Here is a 17,057-nt window from a genome sequence, read left to right on the forward strand (position 1 = left end):
CACAAGTTGTTACACCAGAAATACAAGATCTATTTCTCACAACAATATTATCTTGAGTAAGAATAATGGGGTTTAAACCAGCAGTACAACTGGAAGTATCGTAAACTACTAAAAAGGGATCTGCATTTCCTTCAGACTCACATGCGAAAGTAGCAACCGCAGATATATCATATAATGTTCCAGAAACATGAGTATAACTCAAACTGAGCTCCATGATATGATTGGCTTTTACAACTCCAAAAGAGAATAAAAAGCCTATTAGGAGAAGACCTGCTTTATAAGAAATGTTATGCTTTGGCTTGTGCATTAATTTTAAATTACGCCCCATATATACCAAAGTTACAGAATAAAGTGAAAATGCCTAAGAAACAAGCCAATCTGTTTTGTTCTTTATGCCTTAGTTTTTAGAACAAATAGGGCCAAAACCTGTAGCTTTGCAACATATGAAAAACATCAGAAATTTTTGCATTATTGCCCATATCGACCATGGGAAAAGCACATTAGCCGATCGGTTGTTAGAAATAACAAAAACGGTTAGTGAGCGAGACAGTCAAAATCAGGTTCTCGATAATATGGATTTGGAGAGAGAAAGAGGCATTACAATTAAAAGTCATGCCATCCAAATGAATTATAAAAAGGATGGTGTAGAATATTTATTCAATTTAATAGATACTCCTGGTCACGTTGATTTTTCTTACGAAGTGTCTCGATCTATAGCTGCTTGTGAAGGTGCATTACTTATAGTAGATGCAACGCAAGGAATTCAGGCTCAAACGATTTCTAATCTTTATTTGGCGATTGATCATGATTTAGAGATCATTCCGATATTAAATAAAATGGACATGGATGCTGCCATGCCAGAAGAGGTAACGGATCAAATTATAGACTTAATTGGTTGTAAGGCGGAAGATGTAATCCCTGCAAGTGGTAAAACAGGCATGGGGGTTGAAGCGATTTTGCAAGCGGTTATTGATAGAGTTCCTGCCCCAAAAGGAAGCCCAGATGAGCCATTACAAGCCCTTATTTTTGATTCTGTCTTCAATTCATTTAGAGGAATCATCGCTTACTTTAAAGTTGAGAATGGCGTTATTAGAAAAGGAGATAGAGTAAAATTTGTTGCTACAGGGAAAGAATATATTGCGGATGAGGTAGGCGTTTTAAAACTAGAACAAGAAAAACGACCTTTTGTTAGTGCTGGAGATGTAGGGTATATCATCTCAGGAATAAAAGAAGCGAAAGAAGTTAAAGTAGGAGATACAATTACGCATAGAGATCGAGAATGCGAACTTGCAATTGATGGTTTTGAAGATGTTAAGCCAATGGTATTCGCAGGTATTTATCCTGTTGATAGTAATGATTACGAAGAATTGAAAGTGTCTATGGAAAAACTACAGCTAAACGATGCTTCGTTAACTTTCGATTACGAAACATCTATGGCATTAGGTTTTGGTTTTCGATGTGGATTTCTTGGAATGCTCCATATGGATATAATTCAAGAGCGGTTAGAAAGAGAATTCGATATGATGGTAATTGCAACAATTCCCAATGTGTCCTATATAGCATATACTACAAGAGGCGAAAAGGTGATCGTTAATAACCCATCCGATTTGCCAGATCCAGGGATATTAGATAAAGTTGAGGAACCATATATTTCTGCTAAAGTGATTACTAAAGTGGATTACGTTGGTCCGATAATGAGCCTTTGCATTGAGAAAAGAGGAGAATTTCAGAATCAGGTTTATTTAACTGCCGATAGAGTTGAGTTGGCTTTCATTATGCCTCTTGGCGAAATCGTCTTTGATTTTTATGATAAGTTAAAATCGGTTTCACGTGGATATGCTTCATTCGATTATTACCCAATTGAATACAAGGAATCTAAATTGGTTAAGATGGATATTTTGTTGAATGGAGAAGGGGTAGATGCATTATCAATCTTAATTCACAGAGACAATGCATACGGGATAGGTAAAAAAGTATGTGCAAAATTGAAGGAACTAATACCTCGTCAACAGTTTGATATTGCGATCCAAGCTTCTTTAGGTGCTAAAGTCATCTCCAGAGAAACGGTTAAAGCTTTACGGAAAGACGTTACTGCAAAATGCTACGGTGGTGATATCTCTCGAAAAAGAAAACTCTTGGAAAAGCAGAAGAAAGGAAAGAAAAGAATGCGTCAAGTTGGTAATGTAGAGGTTCCGCAGTCTGCATTTTTAGCGGTTCTTAAGCTCAACGATTAAATTTTTATTACTTTCAGTAGAACACAATTAAAGAGAATTAACCATGTCTGGACATAGTAAATGGGCAACGATAAAGCGAAAGAAAGCCGCGACGGATGCAAAGAGATCAAAAGTATTTTCGAAAATCGTTAAGGAAATTAACATCGCGATAAAAGAAGGCGGCCCAGATCAAGAAGCAAATGCGAGATTAAGGTTAGCTATTCAAAATGGTAAAGGCGTTAACATGCCTAAGGATATTGTAAATCGGGCCATTAGTAAAGCTTCCGATAAAGACTCTGCGAGCTACCAAGAATCAACTTACGAAGGGTATGCTGCAGGTGGAATAGCGGTATTTGTAGAATGCTTAACGGATAATATTAACCGAACGGTAAGTAATGTACGGGCGGTTTTTGGAAAACAAGGAGGTAACATGGGTGTCTCTGGTTCTATCGATTACCTGTTTAGCCGAAAAGGAGTTTTTGCAGTGCAGCAAGGTAATTGGACGGAAGATGACTTTATGATGGAAGTTATTGACGCTGGAGCGGAAGAAGTAGAATTGGAAGAAGGAATATTTAATATTACTACAGCTCTTGAGGATTATGGCAAGATGCAAAGTAAATTAGAAGACCTTGGTGCCGAAGTTGATTCTTCTGAAGTGGAAAGAATTGCTGGCGAGTTAGTGGAGGTAGATGCTGAAAATGCACAAAAAGTAATGAGCTTGATCGATGCTTTAGAGGAAGACGATGATGTTCAGAATGTATTTCATAACATGGAGCTTTCGGATGAATTGATGGCCTCCTTATCCTAATATTATTTCAATGAATGTATTAATACTTGGTTCGGGTGGTAGAGAACATGCGTTGGCATGGAAGTTATCACAAAGCCCTCTTCTGTCAGATCTTTTTATTGCTCCAGGTAACGGGGGTACAGATGCACATGGAACCAATGTGGATATTCAAGTAGAAGAATTTGATCGGATCAAACAATTTGTTTTGTCTAATAGTATTGGGATGGTGGTTGTAGGACCAGAAGACCCACTTGTTAATGGTATTCACGACTTCTTTTTAGACGATGATGCAATAAAGCATGTTCATGTAATTGGTCCACAAAAAGAGGGTGCACAGCTTGAAGGAAGTAAGGAGTATTCAAAAAATTTCATGAAAAGACATGATATTCCAACGGCAGCTTATGCAGGATTCACAGCGGATAACATTGAAGAGGGAATAGCGTTTTTAGGAACAATGTCGGCTCCATATGTGCTAAAAGCAGATGGACTAGCAGCCGGTAAGGGTGTGCTAATCTTAGATGATCTTGAGGAGGCTAAAGCCGAACTAAGAGAAATGCTGGAAAGCAGAAAGTTTGGAGACGCCAGTGAGAAAGTAGTTATTGATCAATATTTAGATGGGATTGAACTTTCTGTTTTTGTCTTAACCGACGGGAGTGGATATAAAATATTTCCATCGGCAAAAGATTACAAGCGAATAGGAGAAGGAGACACAGGTTTAAATACAGGCGGAATGGGGGCAGTTTCTCCGGTTCCTTTCTTAGACGATAAGCTATCAAAAAAAATAGAAGAGCGCATCGTTATTCCATCAGTGGAGGGATTAAAAGAAGAAGACATCCCATTTAAAGGATTCCTATTTATTGGTTTAATGATCGTAGAGAATGATCCATTCGTGATAGAGTACAATGTGAGGTTAGGTGATCCTGAGACAGAAGTAGTGCTTCCTAGAATTAAATCAGACTTATTAAAACTATTTATAGAAGTAGGTGAAGGTAAGTTGGATGATGTGGAGTTAGAAATCATTTCGGATTCGGCTACAACGGTGATGTTGGTTTCGGGTGGATATCCTGGATCTTATGAAAAAGGAATTGAAATTATAGGAGTTGATAACGATGCAGCTAAAAGCCTAATATTTCATGCAGGTACGAAAAAGGACAATGGCAGATTGCTTACTAATGGAGGCAGAGTTATAGCTGTTACATCATTAGGTTCAAACCACGATGTTGCATTGAAAGAATCGTTTCATGTTTCTGAAAAGATATCATTCGAAGGAAAATATTTTAGAAAGGATATTGGATTTGATCTTTAAAGAATCAAATGGAAGTAGTAAATATGGCTTTATTCTATAGTGCCATTCTTTTTTGCCTCAGCTGTGTATTTTCTCATGATGCCAACCCACATAACCAATAAAGCAAACCCTACTATGATTATTGCCACGTTAGGTGCGTTTCCCAACATATCAATAGGTGCAAAAGATGCCAATGCTAATTCTCCTATGGTATTCATGATTTCAGTAAACAAGCTCATAATAATGTCGTTATTGTAATTTGGTTATAAATTTAAATATTATCTCAGCAATTCTATTATGATAATTGATTTTTTTAAGTCAGACAATCATCGAGCAATATTCATATTGCCTGTATTCGTAATAGGATTTTGGGTCTTTTCATTTATCAATGTGGAATACAATTCGATTTCTGTTGATATGCTTTTGTACGAACAGGTTCAAAACTTGTTTAGTAATTCTTATGTATCAAGAGTACTAGCAATGTTCTTGATTTTCATTGAAGCAATCTTATTAAACAAGGTTGTGATGTCAAAAAAAGTATATAGCAAGAATTCATATTTACCGGCTCTTTTGTATGTAGTGCTTATGAGTAGTTTCCCGGCAATGCTCTATCTCAATCCAATAATTATTGCGAACTTATTTTTAATTCTGGCCTTGAGTAAAATGTTTAACATTGATACGGAGGATGGTTTTTTACCAAATGTATTTGATGCAAGTGTGTTGATAGGAATAGCCTCTATCATTTATTTCCCAGCTATTATTTTCTCCATGTTTATTATGTATTGCTTAGTTTTTCTTCGTAGAAGCAATTTAAGAGAACGATTAATCTGTGTAATTGGCGTTGCTATCCCATTTGCATTTTTATTGTGTTACTATTTTTGGATAGAAGGCATAGAAAGGTTTTGGTTTGATATTGTGTGGAATCCAATATACCATAAACAACAATTTCACATTAACGAATCTCAATACTATGTACCAATTGCTATACTATTCTTTATGACCGTGATGTCTTTCAGAAAGCTTTATAGAGGGCTGTCGAGTAGTAGTATAAATACCAAAAGAATATTAAGTGTACTAATTGGGTTTTTTATTTTTTCAGTGGCTTCCATCTTCTTAGCACAATCGTACTCGATTAAGTATTTCCTGTTTCTTGCTATTCCTCTCTCTATTTATTTCACCAACTTCTTCTTATTTGCAAAAAGAAAGTGGTTGTCGGAAATAATATTTGTGTTGTTGATATGTTCGTTAATATATAATCATATATCTGGAATTTAATTGATGTTGATTTCGGGATTAAGAATTAAATTTGGCTCATGAAATTTGGTGTAGTAGTATTTCCCGGTTCAAATTGTGATCATGACATGATACATGTTCTTGAAACAATTATGGGACAAGAGACAATTAAGTTGTGGCATAAAGTTGAAGACCTTCAGGGGTGTGATTTTATCGTTTTGCCTGGTGGGTTTTCGTATGGGGACTATTTGAGATCTGGTGCTATCGCACGATTTTCTCCAATTATGAAATCAGTTGTAGAACACGCTAATAATGGTGGTTACTTGATGGGAGTTTGTAATGGCTTTCAAATATTGTGTGAGGCTGGTCTACTTCCCGGCGCTCTACTTCATAACAACAATCAAAAGTTTAACTGTAAGAATGTTCACTTAAAGGTTGTAAACACAGATTCTAAAGTCACATCAAAGGTTGAAGCTGATAAGGCATTAAAGATTCCCATTGCTCATGGTGAGGGTAGGTATTTTATCAATGAAGATGGTCTCGCGGACCTTAAGAAGAACGATCAGATACTATTTAGGTATTGCGATGAGAATGGAGATGTTACTCCGGAATCGAATCCAAATGGCTCGTTAGAGAACATAGCTGGTGTTTGTAATGCTGGAAAGAATGTATTTGGAATGATGCCTCACCCTGAAAGAGCTGCAGATTTAGATCTACTTAATATTGACGGCAAGGCTCTTTTTGAGTCGATAGTTTAGTTTCCTAAACCTTCATGATGTCGATCTCTTTAAGCTCGACAAAACGTTCACATTTTTTGGTGTACTCGTTCGTGTAGTTTTGTATTTGATCTTCGGAATCTTTTGCGCTGTCTTCGGATAATCCGTCTGCTTTAAGCTTCTTAATCATCTCATTTGCATCTTTACGAGCGTTTCGGATACTTACTTTAGAATTCTCGCCTTCAGCTTTACTTTGTTTAACTAGCTCCCTTCTTCTTTCTTCCGTTAACATTGGAACGCTAATCATAATTAGTTCACCATTGTTTTGAGGATTCAAACCTAGATTAGCATGCATAATACCTTTTTCGATGGGCTCTAACATTTCTTTTTCCCATGGTTGGATGGATATCGTTCTGCCATCTGGTGTATTAACATTGGCTACTTGATTCAGCGGTGTTTGCGAACCATAGTAATCTACAAAGACGCTATCGAGCATTGAAGGAGTGGCTTTACCCGCTCGGATTTTTGACAATTCTGTTTCTAAACTGCTCATAGTACGACGCATTTGATCTTGTACGTCATCGAATATCATTTCTAATTCGTCTTCCACAATAATAATTTTATACTTCTACAATTGTTCCTATAGATTCTCCTTCTACAACTTTTAGCAAGTTGCCCTTCACATTAATATCAAAAACAATAATAGGCAACTTGTTCTCTTTACACAAGGTAAAAGAAGTCATATCCATTACGTTAAGTCCTTTTTCATATACTTCCTTGAAGCTGATTGTTTCGTATTTCGTTGCGTCGCTATTTTTCATAGGGTCCGACGTATAGATACCATCAACTTTGGTTCCTTTAACGATTACATCCGCTTCTACTTCTATGGCTCTTAAACTTGCTGCTGTGTCTGTGGTGAAATATGGGTTTCCTGTACCCGCGCCGAATATTACAACTCGTCCTTTCTCAAGGTGACGAACTGCCTTTCTTCTTATAAATGGTTCTGCTATTTGTTCCATTTTTATGGCTGACATAAGCCTTGTATTAACATCTAATATTTCTAGAGAACTCTGTAATGCCATGCTATTGATCATTGTAGCTAGCATACCCATGTAGTCTCCTTGAGTTCTCTCCATTCCACCTTCTTCCGCTTGAACTCCTCTGAATATATTTCCTCCTCCGATAACGATAGCTACTTCTAGCCCAAGATCTACTATGCTTTTAATTTCCTCAGCATAGAGTTTTAGTTTGTTGTTATCAATACCAAATTGTTGATCACCCATGAGCGCCTCACCACTCAGCTTTAGTAGAATCCTTTTGTACTTCATAAACTTAAAAATAAGACAAAAAAAAAGAGAGAATAAATTCTCTCTCTCTTTTTTAATCCAATGCCATTCTTTTAAAAGAACTGACCGTTAAGCCAGACTCAATGTCTGTCAGGAACTGCCCTACAGATTTCTTATTGTCTTTAATAAAAGCTTGATTGAGTAAAGTGTTCTCTTTGTAGAACTTGCCAAGCTTACCCATGGCAATTTTCTCAAGCATTTCTTCTGGCTTACCAGATTCTTTTGCTTGTTCTTTACCTACTGCTATTTCTCTATCAATAATACTTTGCTCTACATCGTCTTTATCGATAGCTATAGGAGACATCGCTGCAATTTGCATTGCAACATCTCTTCCTGCCTCGTCAAGTTCGCCAGCATTACTTAGTGCTACAATTGAAGCTATTCTGTTTCCAGGATGATTATAGGCGCAAACTTTTGGAGAAACGTGAAGCTCTAATCTTGATACTTCGATTTTCTCGCCTACTTTACCTATCTCTTCTGTAATTCTTTCTTGAACTGATTGCGAACCATTAAGAAGAGTAGAAGCCATTAGTTCTGCAGCATTCATTGAACCATTCTCAACTGCTGTTTCTAAAATTTCGTTTGCAAATGCTCCGAATGAATCATTTTTAGCAACGAAATCAGTTTCGCAGTTTAGAATCATAATGATCCCTTTACTACCATCAGCACTTGTTTTAGCTAAAACTAAACCTTCAGATGCATCTTTGTCACCTCTTTTAGCTGCAACTTTCTGTCCTTTCTTTCTAAGAAAATCGATTGCTTTTTCATAATCGCCGTTAGCCTCAACCAATGCGTTTTTACAATCCATCATTCCTGCGCCAGACTTTTGTCTAAGCTCGTTTACTTGACTTGCTGTAATTGCCATGTCTTAATAAAATTTAAAATGTAACTAGAGTGGCTGTTATGCCTTTGCTTCTTTACTTGGAGCGTCTTTTTTGTCTGCTTTTTTAGGAGCAGTAGTTTTAGCAACAGGCTTCTTAGTAGCAGCTTTTTTCTTAGGCGCTTCCTTTTTTTCTACTGTTTCAGTCTTAAGTTCATCTTTTACTGGTGCAGCAGCTTTAGGAGCTTCTTCTTTCTTCTCTATTCTCTTCTTTGGCTTGTCAGAACTTTCTTTATCTACACTTCTTTCAGACAATCCTTCCTTAATAGCGTTTGAAACGATATCCATCAATTTCGTGATAGACTTTGTTGAATCATCATTAGCAGGTATTGCGAAATCTACAGAAGTAGGATCACTATTAGTATCTGTTAATGCGAATGTTACCAGGTTAAGTTTTTTAGATTCTGCAAGAGCAATGTGTTCTTTTGTTATATCGACAATAAAGATTGCTGCAGGTAATCTTGTAAGTCCAGTAATGCTACCAAAGTCTTTTTCCAATTTAGCTCTTTGACGAATAATCATCAATCGCTCTTTCTTAGAAATACTTTTAAATTTTTCTTCATGAACCAACTTGTCGATAGTAGCCATCTTTCTAATTGCTTTTCTAATAGTAGAAAAGTTAGTTAGCATTCCTCCAGGCCATCTTTCAGTTACATACGGCATGTTAACCGCGCCGATTTTCTCAGCAATAATTTCTTTCGCTTGCTTTTTTGTAGCAACAAAAAGAACTTTTTTGCCAGATTTTGCTATTTGTTTTAGAGCAGCACAAGCTTCATCTAATTTAGCAACGGTTTTATTAAGGTCTATTATATGAATACCTTTTCTTTCCATGAAAATGTACGGAGACATTTTAGGATTCCACTTTCTTTTAAGGTGACCAAAATGTACACCTGCCTCAAGTAATTCTTTATAGTTTGTTCTTGCCATACTGCTTCTAGATAGTGCTTAACGCTTGCTAAATTGAGATTTCTTTCTTGCTTTTCTTCGACCCGGTTTCTTTCTTTCAACCATTCTTGGATCTCTTTTCAATAGTCTTTCTGCCTTAAGATTAGGTTTATTGTCTTCACTAATTGCAACAAGTGCTCTAGAAATACCTAACTGAATAGCTTCGGCTTGACCATTAATACCACCACCTTTAACGTTTATATTAACGTCCATTTTTTTTGCTAAATCAACAACAGTAAGAGGAAAACTAACTTTGTTTTGCAAAACGGCTGTAGGGAAATAAACCTTCAAGTCCTTTTTGTTGACAACGATTTTACCCTTCCCTGGTGTCAAATAAACACGTGCTACTGAAGTTTTTCTTCGGCCTAATGCGTTAACTGCTTCCATACTATCTTACTGATTTTAAATCTATTGTTCTTGGCTTACGAGCTTCCTGCTTATGCTCTGAACCACTATATACATATAGTTGTCTGTATAGTTCAGCACCTAAAATATTTTTTGGAAGCATTCCTTTAACAGCTTTTTCTACCATTTTAATAGGATTTTTTTCCATCAACTTTTCAGCAGTGATTTCTCGTTGTCCACCAGGATATCCTGTGTGACTGATATAAGTCTTATCGCTCCACTTTTTACCAGTAAGTTTGATTTTATCAGCGTTGATAATTACAACTTTGTCTCCACAAGCAACGTGAGGCGTATAATTAGTTTTGTGTTTGCCACGAATCAGATTGGCAACTTTGGAAGCTAATCTTCCAAGTACTTCGTTTTCAGCATCAATAAGTAACCACTCTCTATTCGTAGTAGCTTTATTTGCTGATATTGTTTTATAACTTAAATCACTCATTTTTTTGAATGTATCTGTTAAGCCTATTGCGGCTTTTTAATACCCTGTTTTTAAAGGGACGGCGAAGTTAGAACTTATTTTTGGAATGACCCAACTTATAAGGCTACTTTTTGTTGATAACTTCTAATTCTGTTCCAACTTTTGTAAACGCTGCGATCGCCTTGTCTAAATGCTCTCTATCATGACCTGCTGAAATTTGAACTCTGATTCTCGCAAGGTCTTTTGGTACAACTGGATAGAAGAATCCAATTACATATATTCCTTCTTTTAGAAGTCGACTAGCAAACTCTTGTGCAATTTTTGCATCGTACAACATTATGGGTACAATCGGATGTACTCCTTCTCTAATATCGAAGCCTACTTCATCCATTTTACTTCTAAAGTATGCAGTGTTCTCCTCTAATTTGTCTCGTAATGAAGTAGATTCATTTAGCAAGTTTAACACTTCTATAGTACCACCAACAATTGAAGGGGCGAGAGAGTTTGAAAATAAATATGGTCTAGAACGTTGTCTTAGCATATCGATGATCTCTTTCTTGCCAGAAGTAAAACCACCCATTGCACCACCTAGAGCCTTGCCCATTGTTGAAGTAATGATGTCAATTCGTCCCATTACACCACAGTGTTCATGAGTTCCACGACCTGTTGCTCCCATAAAACCGGTAGAGTGACTATCATCAACCATTACGAGTGCATCGTATTTTTCTGCCAAATCACATATTTGATCCAGCTTGGCGATATATCCATCCATTGAGAATACGCCATCGGTGACTATTAATCGGTGGCGGGCTCCTTGGGCATCTTGAAGTTGTTTCTCTAAATCCTCCATGTTCGAATTCTTGTAACGGAATCGTTGTGCTTTACATAATCGCACACCATCTATTATAGATGCATGGTTTAGTTCATCAGAGATAATAGCATCTTCTGGACCCATCAATGTTTCAAATACTCCACCATTCGCATCAAAGCAAGCGGCGTATAGTATAGTATCTTCTGTACCTAAAAATTCTGCGATTTTCCCTTCTAGTTCTTTATGTATGTCTTGTGTTCCGCATATAAAACGAACGGAAGACATCCCATAACCTTGTGTATCTAGTGTTCGCTTTGCAGCCTCGATTAATTTAGGATGAGAAGAAAGTCCTAGATAATTATTCGCACAGAAATTAGTAACCTCTTCCCCAGTACTTACTTTAATATCTGCTCCTTGAGGAGTGGTAATTATTCTTTCGGACTTATATAATCCAGATTCTTTAATTGAAGCAAGCTCCTCTTGGAGGAAACTTTGAAACTTTCCGTACATAATATTAGGTTGTGTTTGAATGCTTTAAAAGCAGACTCTACACTAAACCTTGTGCTAGCATAGCGTCTGCAACTTTTACGAAGCCGCCTAAATTAGCACCTTTCACGTAATTAATGAAATTTTCTTCCGCACCATGTTTAACACACGTGCTATGAATCTCTTTCATGAGGTCCTTTAATTTAGTATCAACCTCTTCACTTGTCCAACTAAGTTTAAGGGAGTTCTGACTCATTTCTAAGCCAGATACAGAAACGCCACCAGCATTTGCGGCCTTTCCAGGACCAAATAAAATTTTCTCTTTGATAAATGTTTCGACTGCATCAGGTGTGCAAGGCATATTGGCTCCTTCAGCCACAGTCTTACAACCATTTTTAATGAGTAGTTGAGCTGATTTCTTATCCAATTCATTTTGTGTAGCACAGGGCAACGCCACATCACATTTTACTTCCCACGGCTTTTTATTTGGAATAAATTTGCAGTGGTACTTATCTGCATATTCTTTTATCCGCCCTCTCGTTACATTCTTTAGTTTCTTTAGATAATTTAGTTTAGGCTTGGTTATACCAGATTCATCATATATATATCCGGAAGAGTCTGACATAGTAACCACTGTGGCGCCTAATTCGATGCATTTTTCAGCAGCAAATTGTGCAACATTGCCAGATCCTGATATTGCGACAACAAGCCTGTGTAATGTTTTCCCTCTTGTAGCTAGCATTTCGGACGTAAAATAAACAGCTCCGTAACCAGTTGCTTCTGGTCTTATTAGACTACCTCCAAACGCGATTGCTTTACCAGTAAGTACGCCAGTAAATTCATTACTTATTCTTTTATACTGACCAAATAGAAAACCGATTTCTCGACCACCTACACCAATGTCACCAGCAGGTACATCTGTCTCGGGCCCTATGTAACGAGATAATTCGGTCATAAAACTTTGACAAAATCTCATAATCTCATTATCTGATTTTCCTTTTGGATCAAAATCAGAACCCCCTTTACCTCCTCCCATTGAGAGAGTAGTTAAACTGTTTTTGAATACTTGTTCGAACGCCAAAAATTTTAGTACACCAAGGTTTACCGTTGGATGAAAACGTAATCCACCTTTATAAGGACCAATGGCACTATTCATTTGTATTCGGAATCCTCTGTTTATTTGAAATTCGCCTTTGTCATCCAACCATGGAACTCGAAAAATAATTACTCTCTCCGGTTCACAGATTCTTTCTAAGATTTTAGCTTTCTTATACTTTGGGTTTTTGTCGATGAATGGTAGTATAGTCTCCGCTACTTCATGTACAGCTTGCACAAATTCTGGTTCCCCAGGATTCTGTTTTGATACTGCTAGCATGAATTTTTCGAGTTTGCTAGTATCTTTTGATACGCCATTGTTTTGGTGAGAAGGAGATTTTTTTTCTTTCAAGGCAGTCATAATATCTTCTTTATCTGATTGTTATGCAGTACTAAAAATAGTAAAATTTTGTTCAAAGAAAGGTTTACGTTGTTCTAACTTAATTCGTTGTATAAATTTTACCCGGTAGATGAATAACTTGTCCAGCAAATTCGAGATTTAATAAAATGGATGAGATCGTACTCATTGCAAATCCACTTCGCATTACTAAATCGTCGATGTGTATTTTTTTTTCTTTTTTTATTATCGTAAGTAGATGCATTTCTTCTTCCGATGGGTTATATGGAATTTCAATTTCATTATTGGTTAGAGGGTTCTCGGCTTCCCATTGCATTGTGAATTCTAAATCTCTTATGTCTTCCATAAGAAATGCTTGATGTTTCTTTATTAGCCAATTGCACCCCGTCGACATTTCGTCAGTTGATTTTCCGGGATATGCAAATACTTCTCGGTCGTACGAATTAGCAATATCAGCAGTAATGAGCGATCCTCCTCTAGGACCCGACTCGATTACAATGGTGGCATCTGTGAGTCCCGCAATAATCCGATTCCTTTTAGGAAAGTTTTCTCGATCGGGGTTGGTAGTGCTTAGAAACTCAGTTATAATTCCACCGTTTTCTAACATTTTCTCTGCTGTATTTTTGTGAGCATTTGGATACAATCTATCTAAACCATGTGCTACTACTCCGATAGTTTCTAGTTTATTCTTAACGCAAGCTTTGTGCGCACAAATGTCTACTCCATATGCTAACCCACTTGTAACAGAACAATTGTGTTTTGTTAAATTTTCGATTAATTCTTCACACGATTTTTTTCCTTCGGATGTTGCATTCCGGGTGCCTACTATGCTAATCATCTTCGACTTGTTTAGATCCATCTTCCCTTTATAAAAAAGCAAAATTGGTCCGTCATCACAATTCTTAAGTCGATATGGGTAGTCATCATCTAAATAGAATAATGGCTTAATCTCATTTTTAGAAATAAATTCAATCTCTTGTTCAGCTCGCTTTATTCCTTTTGCAGAGATAATAGAGTTGGCTGTATGATCTCCTATCCCTGGAATTTTAACTAAAGATTTTTTTGTCTCGTGAAAGACAGCTTCGGTACTTCCTAAATAGGAAACTAGTTTTTTAGCGTTGAGGCTACCTATTCTAGGGATTAAGCTAAGACGAATTTGGAATAAAAGGCTGTGATAATCGAGAGATGCCATGTGACTGAAATGTGAAGTGCAAAAATACTGAAGTTGTTTTAAAGTTTTATCTTCGTTTTAAGCATACTACAAAATCAATCATGAAAATTATTGGAGTAATCCCATCTCGATTCGCATCGACAAGACTGCCAGGTAAGCCGTTGAAAATAATTCAAGGCAAATCGATAATTCAACGTGTTTATGAGCAAGCAAGGCAATCAGTTTCTTTAAGTGATGTAATAGTAGCAACCGATGATGAGCGAATATTTGACCACGTGAAATCTTTCGACGGAAAAGTAGTGATGACTTCACCTGATCATCCGAGTGGAACAGACAGATGTTTTGAAGCATATCAAAAAAATAACGAAGAATTCGATGCTGTAATCAATATCCAAGGTGATGAGCCTTTTATTCATCCAGAGCAAATTGATGAATTGGCAGAATGTATTTCACGTTCTTCTACTCAGATAGGTACTCTTTGTAAATTGATAGAGGATGAGGCAGAGATCGAAAACGAGAATGTACCTAAAGTTTTATTTGGGGAGAATGGCACAGCAGCTGACTTTTCTCGTTCCGCAATTTCTAATACAGTAAATAACAAAGAGAAATATTTCAAACACATAGGAATTTATGGTTACAAGTCTTCGGTATTAGAAGAGCTAGTAAAACTAAAACCGTCTTTCCGTGAATTAGAAAACAAACTTGAGCAGTTGAGGTGGTTAGATAATGATTTTTCTATTCAGCTGGCAATAACTGAATATGAGTCAAGTGGTATTGATACCCAAGAAGATCTCGATAAATATAGCTAGTTGGGTAAAGACTATTGCGGTTGAAATCGTTAATTTAGCTATATCAAAATCAAAGAATGAGTATTGAATTAGGAGATTATGTAGGAGAGTTGTTGTACGACAACGACTGTGTTATAATTCCAGATTTTGGTGGAATTGTAGCTAATATTCGTCCGGCCTCCATCCTCAAAGAGAAGGATGCATTTAAACCGGCTTTTAAACAACTAAGTTTTAATGTGAAATTAAAAGCCAATGATGGCTTATTAATTAATCACATTGCTCAACTTAAATCTATTGATTACAAAAAGGCAAACGAGATTGTTTCGGATGGCGTAAAGGCGTACCAAGTTCAGTTAGATACGATTGGTTCAGTTAATATAGTAAGTGTTGGAACAGTTTCAAAAGATTCTAATGGGAGGCTAAGCTTTTTGGCAGATGAAAATCAGAATTATCTTGCTTCGGCATTTGGTTTAGGATCGTTCACTTCGCCTAAAATTATTAGAGATAACGTAGTTCTAAAAATCGAGAAAAAATTACAAGTTGTAAAAGGCGCTTCGAAAAGACCACCGTCTAAAAAATGGTTTATTACAGCAGCTGCTGCTGCTGTAACGGTGCCAATGTTATTGTTCGTTTCACTTCCTTACTTTCAATCTAATGGTACTGTGAAGTTGCCAGGTGAAATGTCTTCAATGGAGGTAATGGTTGATACGCAGAAAGAATTATCAATACCAAAGAAAGGGGTAGCTATAGAATTGCAAGCTGATGTTACTGATCCTATTGAAGAAGAAAAAATTATTGAAGTAGTAATAGAGAGTCTTGAGCCTGAGGTGGTTATGGGAGAAAACCACAAGGTTTCCGAGGCGGTTCCAGCTCCAATTAGTGATAAGTACCATATTATTGGTGGATCTTTTGGTAAAAGAAAGAACGCAGATAAGATGGTGAAAAAGCTAAAAAAGGCTGGCTATGATGCACTAATCGTTGGTCAAAGTGCCAGTGGGTCTTATAGAGTGTCTTATGGAGGTTATTCTGACATGAAAGCGGCGGAGTACAACTTGCTTGTAGTTCAAATAAACTTTAATAAATCTGCTTGGTTGTTCACCAACTAAGATTTTCGGTATCTCTTATAAATACGTACCGCTAAGAAGAGAATCAGTCCGATTAGGACGAATCCTAAAAGTCCCCAAATCCAATTTAGAGTACTTTTTAATTCAATTATAAAGATGATAGTAACGAGTAAAAGGGTTGCAAGCTCGTTCCATAATCTAAGTCTGTTAGAAGAATAATTTTTCGTTTTGTTTTTCAAATGTTTAATCATCGATCCGCAGATATGGTGATATCCAACGAGACAAAAAACGAAGCCTAATTTTATATGCATCCAAGGCTGATTCCAATAACCAAATTCATTTATCAACCATAAACCTGTTACGATAGTTATAAAAGACGCCGGTACTGTAATTATTTTCCATAACCTACTTTGCATCAATTCGTACTGATCCTGTAATATTTTTTTCTTTTCCGCTTCAAATGCGTCCGCTTCTACATGATATATGAATAGACGAACCAAATAAAAGAGGCCAGCAAACCAACTTACTACGGATATTATATGGATAGCCTTGATGTATAGCATGTTCTTGAAATTTCAAATCTAAATGTAGTATAAATAATATTGAACAAGTACAGTCTCGATTTTCATATTCCATATATTTGCTATATAACTGATCAAAAATGGAAGGAAAAACACCAGATGAAAGTAAGGCTGTATTAACAGAACTTGTATTCCCAAATTATACCAATGCCTTGAATAATCTGATGGGAGGGCAGTTGCTTTTATGGATGGATGTTGCTTCTGCAATAGCTGCTTCAAGGCATAGCGAAACGGTGTGCGTAACTGCAGCAGTTAACAATGTGTCTTTTGATAAACCTATAGGGATGGGTGATGTGGTAACAATTGAGGCCAAGGTTTCTTGTGTTTTCAATACTTCGTTGGAAGTGTATATCGATGTATTTGTAGAAAAACGATTTCAAAAAGGTCGGCACAAGACGAATGAGGCAATTTATAGTTTTGTAGCAATGGGTGATGACGGTAAACCATCTAAGGTTCCAGGACTATTGCCTGAAAC

Annotated in this window: 20 protein-coding genes; 8 read left to right on the top strand and 12 right to left on the bottom strand. The window is 36.7% G+C overall.

Annotated features, from left to right (window positions below):
• The coding region (locus HRT72_07010; protein ID NQY67455.1) for a hypothetical protein at positions 1 to 307 on the bottom strand (307 nt) is incomplete at its 3' end.
• Positions 308 to 443: 136 nt separating this feature from the next.
• On the opposite strand from HRT72_07010, the gene lepA reads away from it, so the two are divergent.
• From lepA to purD, 3 genes are read left to right on the top strand one after another with little or no spacing between them, the layout of a single operon-like run.
• Positions 444 to 2,234: an elongation factor 4 gene (lepA, locus tag HRT72_07015; GenBank protein ID NQY67456.1), complete on the top strand. Its 1,791-nt coding sequence runs from the start codon at positions 444 to 446 to the stop codon at positions 2,232 to 2,234.
• A gap of 43 nt (positions 2,235 to 2,277) precedes the next feature.
• On the top strand, positions 2,278 to 3,021 hold the full coding sequence (locus HRT72_07020) for a YebC/PmpR family DNA-binding transcriptional regulator (GenBank protein ID NQY67457.1): 744 nt from the start codon (positions 2,278 to 2,280) through the stop codon (positions 3,019 to 3,021).
• A 10-nt stretch (positions 3,022 to 3,031) separates the two neighbouring features.
• Positions 3,032 to 4,306 (top strand): phosphoribosylamine--glycine ligase, encoded by a 1,275-nt coding sequence (gene purD, locus HRT72_07025; protein NQY67458.1) that lies wholly within the window; start codon positions 3,032 to 3,034, stop codon positions 4,304 to 4,306.
• A 29-nt stretch (positions 4,307 to 4,335) separates the two neighbouring features.
• Here purD and HRT72_07030 read toward each other — a convergent pair whose 3' ends face one another.
• Entirely contained in the window at positions 4,336 to 4,524 is a 189-nt protein-coding gene (locus tag HRT72_07030) for a hypothetical protein (GenBank protein NQY67459.1), read from the bottom strand.
• A 58-nt stretch (positions 4,525 to 4,582) separates the two neighbouring features.
• Here HRT72_07030 and HRT72_07035 point away from each other — a divergent pair, with 58 nt between their 5' ends.
• Both HRT72_07035 and purQ read left to right on the top strand, forming a co-directional pair.
• Positions 4,583 to 5,560 (top strand): hypothetical protein, encoded by a 978-nt coding sequence (locus HRT72_07035; GenBank protein NQY67460.1) that lies wholly within the window; start codon positions 4,583 to 4,585, stop codon positions 5,558 to 5,560.
• A gap of 38 nt (positions 5,561 to 5,598) precedes the next feature.
• Positions 5,599 to 6,276: a phosphoribosylformylglycinamidine synthase subunit PurQ gene (purQ, locus tag HRT72_07040; GenBank protein NQY67461.1), complete on the top strand. Its 678-nt coding sequence runs from the start codon at positions 5,599 to 5,601 to the stop codon at positions 6,274 to 6,276.
• A gap of 4 nt (positions 6,277 to 6,280) precedes the next feature.
• Here the strand turns inward: purQ and frr are convergent, their stop codons facing one another.
• The 9 genes from frr to dprA all read right to left on the bottom strand — a co-directional run bounded on the left by frr (position 6,281) and on the right by dprA (position 14,170).
• A complete protein-coding gene (gene frr, locus HRT72_07045; protein NQY67462.1) occupies positions 6,281 to 6,844 on the bottom strand; it encodes a ribosome recycling factor in 564 nt (187 codons plus the stop codon).
• Positions 6,845 to 6,854: 10 nt separating this feature from the next.
• Positions 6,855 to 7,562 (bottom strand): UMP kinase, encoded by a 708-nt coding sequence (locus HRT72_07050; GenBank protein NQY67463.1) that lies wholly within the window; start codon positions 7,560 to 7,562, stop codon positions 6,855 to 6,857.
• A 52-nt stretch (positions 7,563 to 7,614) separates the two neighbouring features.
• Positions 7,615 to 8,445 (bottom strand): elongation factor Ts, encoded by an 831-nt coding sequence (locus tag HRT72_07055; protein ID NQY67464.1) that lies wholly within the window; start codon positions 8,443 to 8,445, stop codon positions 7,615 to 7,617.
• 36 nt (positions 8,446 to 8,481) lie between these two features.
• Positions 8,482 to 9,387: a 30S ribosomal protein S2 gene (gene rpsB, locus HRT72_07060; protein NQY67465.1), complete on the bottom strand. Its 906-nt coding sequence runs from the start codon at positions 9,385 to 9,387 to the stop codon at positions 8,482 to 8,484.
• 18 nt (positions 9,388 to 9,405) lie between these two features.
• On the bottom strand, positions 9,406 to 9,792 hold the full coding sequence (rpsI, locus tag HRT72_07065) for a 30S ribosomal protein S9 (GenBank protein NQY67466.1): 387 nt from the start codon (positions 9,790 to 9,792) through the stop codon (positions 9,406 to 9,408).
• A gap of 1 nt (position 9,793) precedes the next feature.
• Entirely contained in the window at positions 9,794 to 10,249 is a 456-nt protein-coding gene (gene rplM / locus HRT72_07070; protein ID NQY67467.1) for a 50S ribosomal protein L13, read from the bottom strand.
• Positions 10,250 to 10,352: 103 nt separating this feature from the next.
• Positions 10,353 to 11,549: a glycine C-acetyltransferase gene (kbl, locus tag HRT72_07075; GenBank protein ID NQY67468.1), complete on the bottom strand. Its 1,197-nt coding sequence runs from the start codon at positions 11,547 to 11,549 to the stop codon at positions 10,353 to 10,355.
• A 37-nt stretch (positions 11,550 to 11,586) separates the two neighbouring features.
• Positions 11,587 to 12,981, bottom strand: coding sequence for an NADP-specific glutamate dehydrogenase (gene gdhA / locus HRT72_07080; GenBank protein NQY67469.1), 1,395 nt, complete (start codon positions 12,979 to 12,981; stop codon positions 11,587 to 11,589).
• Between the two features lie 79 nt (positions 12,982 to 13,060).
• Positions 13,061 to 14,170 (bottom strand): DNA-protecting protein DprA, encoded by a 1,110-nt coding sequence (gene dprA / locus HRT72_07085; protein NQY67470.1) that lies wholly within the window; start codon positions 14,168 to 14,170, stop codon positions 13,061 to 13,063.
• An 80-nt stretch (positions 14,171 to 14,250) separates the two neighbouring features.
• On the opposite strand from dprA, the gene kdsB reads away from it, so the two are divergent.
• The gene (gene kdsB, locus HRT72_07090) at positions 14,251 to 14,958 is read left to right on the top strand and encodes a 3-deoxy-manno-octulosonate cytidylyltransferase (protein ID NQY67471.1); all 708 of its coding nucleotides are present in this window, start codon (positions 14,251 to 14,253) and stop codon (positions 14,956 to 14,958) included.
• A gap of 56 nt (positions 14,959 to 15,014) precedes the next feature.
• Positions 15,015 to 16,043, top strand: a complete 1,029-nt coding sequence (locus HRT72_07095) for an SPOR domain-containing protein (GenBank protein ID NQY67472.1) — start codon at positions 15,015 to 15,017, stop codon at positions 16,041 to 16,043.
• Here the strand turns inward: HRT72_07095 and HRT72_07100 are convergent.
• Positions 16,040 to 16,564 (bottom strand): CopD family protein, encoded by a 525-nt coding sequence (locus HRT72_07100; GenBank protein ID NQY67473.1) that lies wholly within the window; start codon positions 16,562 to 16,564, stop codon positions 16,040 to 16,042. The two genes, HRT72_07095 and HRT72_07100, sit on opposite strands and share 4 nt — an antisense overlap.
• Positions 16,565 to 16,662: 98 nt before the next feature.
• Between HRT72_07100 and HRT72_07105 the strand changes: the two genes are divergently transcribed.
• Positions 16,663 to 17,057, top strand: a 395-nt coding sequence (locus HRT72_07105; protein NQY67474.1) for an acyl-CoA thioesterase, incomplete at its 3' end; no start/stop codon positions are given.

Source organism: Flavobacteriales bacterium (genome assembly GCA_013214975.1).
GTDB lineage: Bacteria > Bacteroidota > Bacteroidia > DT-38 > DT-38 > DT-38.

What these genes read in the sequence shown, in the direction of transcription:
- kbl (NQY67468.1), bottom strand. Translation starts at nt 11,549, where the DNA reads ATGTACGGAAAGTTTCAAAGTTTCCTCCAAGAGGAGCTTGCTTCAATT.
- lepA (NQY67456.1), top strand. Translation starts at nt 444, where the DNA reads ATGAAAAACATCAGAAATTTTTGCATTATTGCCCATATCGACCATGGG.
- HRT72_07030 (NQY67459.1), bottom strand. Translation starts at nt 4,524, where the DNA reads ATGAGCTTGTTTACTGAAATCATGAATACCATAGGAGAATTAGCATTG.
- HRT72_07035 (NQY67460.1), top strand. Translation starts at nt 4,583, where the DNA reads ATGATAATTGATTTTTTTAAGTCAGACAATCATCGAGCAATATTCATA.
- HRT72_07095 (NQY67472.1), top strand. Translation starts at nt 15,015, where the DNA reads ATGAGTATTGAATTAGGAGATTATGTAGGAGAGTTGTTGTACGACAAC.
- HRT72_07050 (NQY67463.1), bottom strand. Translation starts at nt 7,562, where the DNA reads ATGAAGTACAAAAGGATTCTACTAAAGCTGAGTGGTGAGGCGCTCATG.
- rpsI (NQY67466.1), bottom strand. Translation starts at nt 9,792, where the DNA reads ATGGAAGCAGTTAACGCATTAGGCCGAAGAAAAACTTCAGTAGCACGT.
- purQ (NQY67461.1), top strand. Translation starts at nt 5,599, where the DNA reads ATGAAATTTGGTGTAGTAGTATTTCCCGGTTCAAATTGTGATCATGAC.
- kdsB (NQY67471.1), top strand. Translation starts at nt 14,251, where the DNA reads ATGAAAATTATTGGAGTAATCCCATCTCGATTCGCATCGACAAGACTG.
- dprA (NQY67470.1), bottom strand. Translation starts at nt 14,170, where the DNA reads ATGGCATCTCTCGATTATCACAGCCTTTTATTCCAAATTCGTCTTAGC.
- HRT72_07100 (NQY67473.1), bottom strand. Translation starts at nt 16,564, where the DNA reads ATGCTATACATCAAGGCTATCCATATAATATCCGTAGTAAGTTGGTTT.
- gdhA (NQY67469.1), bottom strand. Translation starts at nt 12,981, where the DNA reads ATGACTGCCTTGAAAGAAAAAAAATCTCCTTCTCACCAAAACAATGGC.
- purD (NQY67458.1), top strand. Translation starts at nt 3,032, where the DNA reads ATGAATGTATTAATACTTGGTTCGGGTGGTAGAGAACATGCGTTGGCA.
- rplM (NQY67467.1), bottom strand. Translation starts at nt 10,249, where the DNA reads ATGAGTGATTTAAGTTATAAAACAATATCAGCAAATAAAGCTACTACG.
- HRT72_07020 (NQY67457.1), top strand. Translation starts at nt 2,278, where the DNA reads ATGTCTGGACATAGTAAATGGGCAACGATAAAGCGAAAGAAAGCCGCG.
- rpsB (NQY67465.1), bottom strand. Translation starts at nt 9,387, where the DNA reads ATGGCAAGAACAAACTATAAAGAATTACTTGAGGCAGGTGTACATTTT.
- HRT72_07055 (NQY67464.1), bottom strand. Translation starts at nt 8,445, where the DNA reads ATGGCAATTACAGCAAGTCAAGTAAACGAGCTTAGACAAAAGTCTGGC.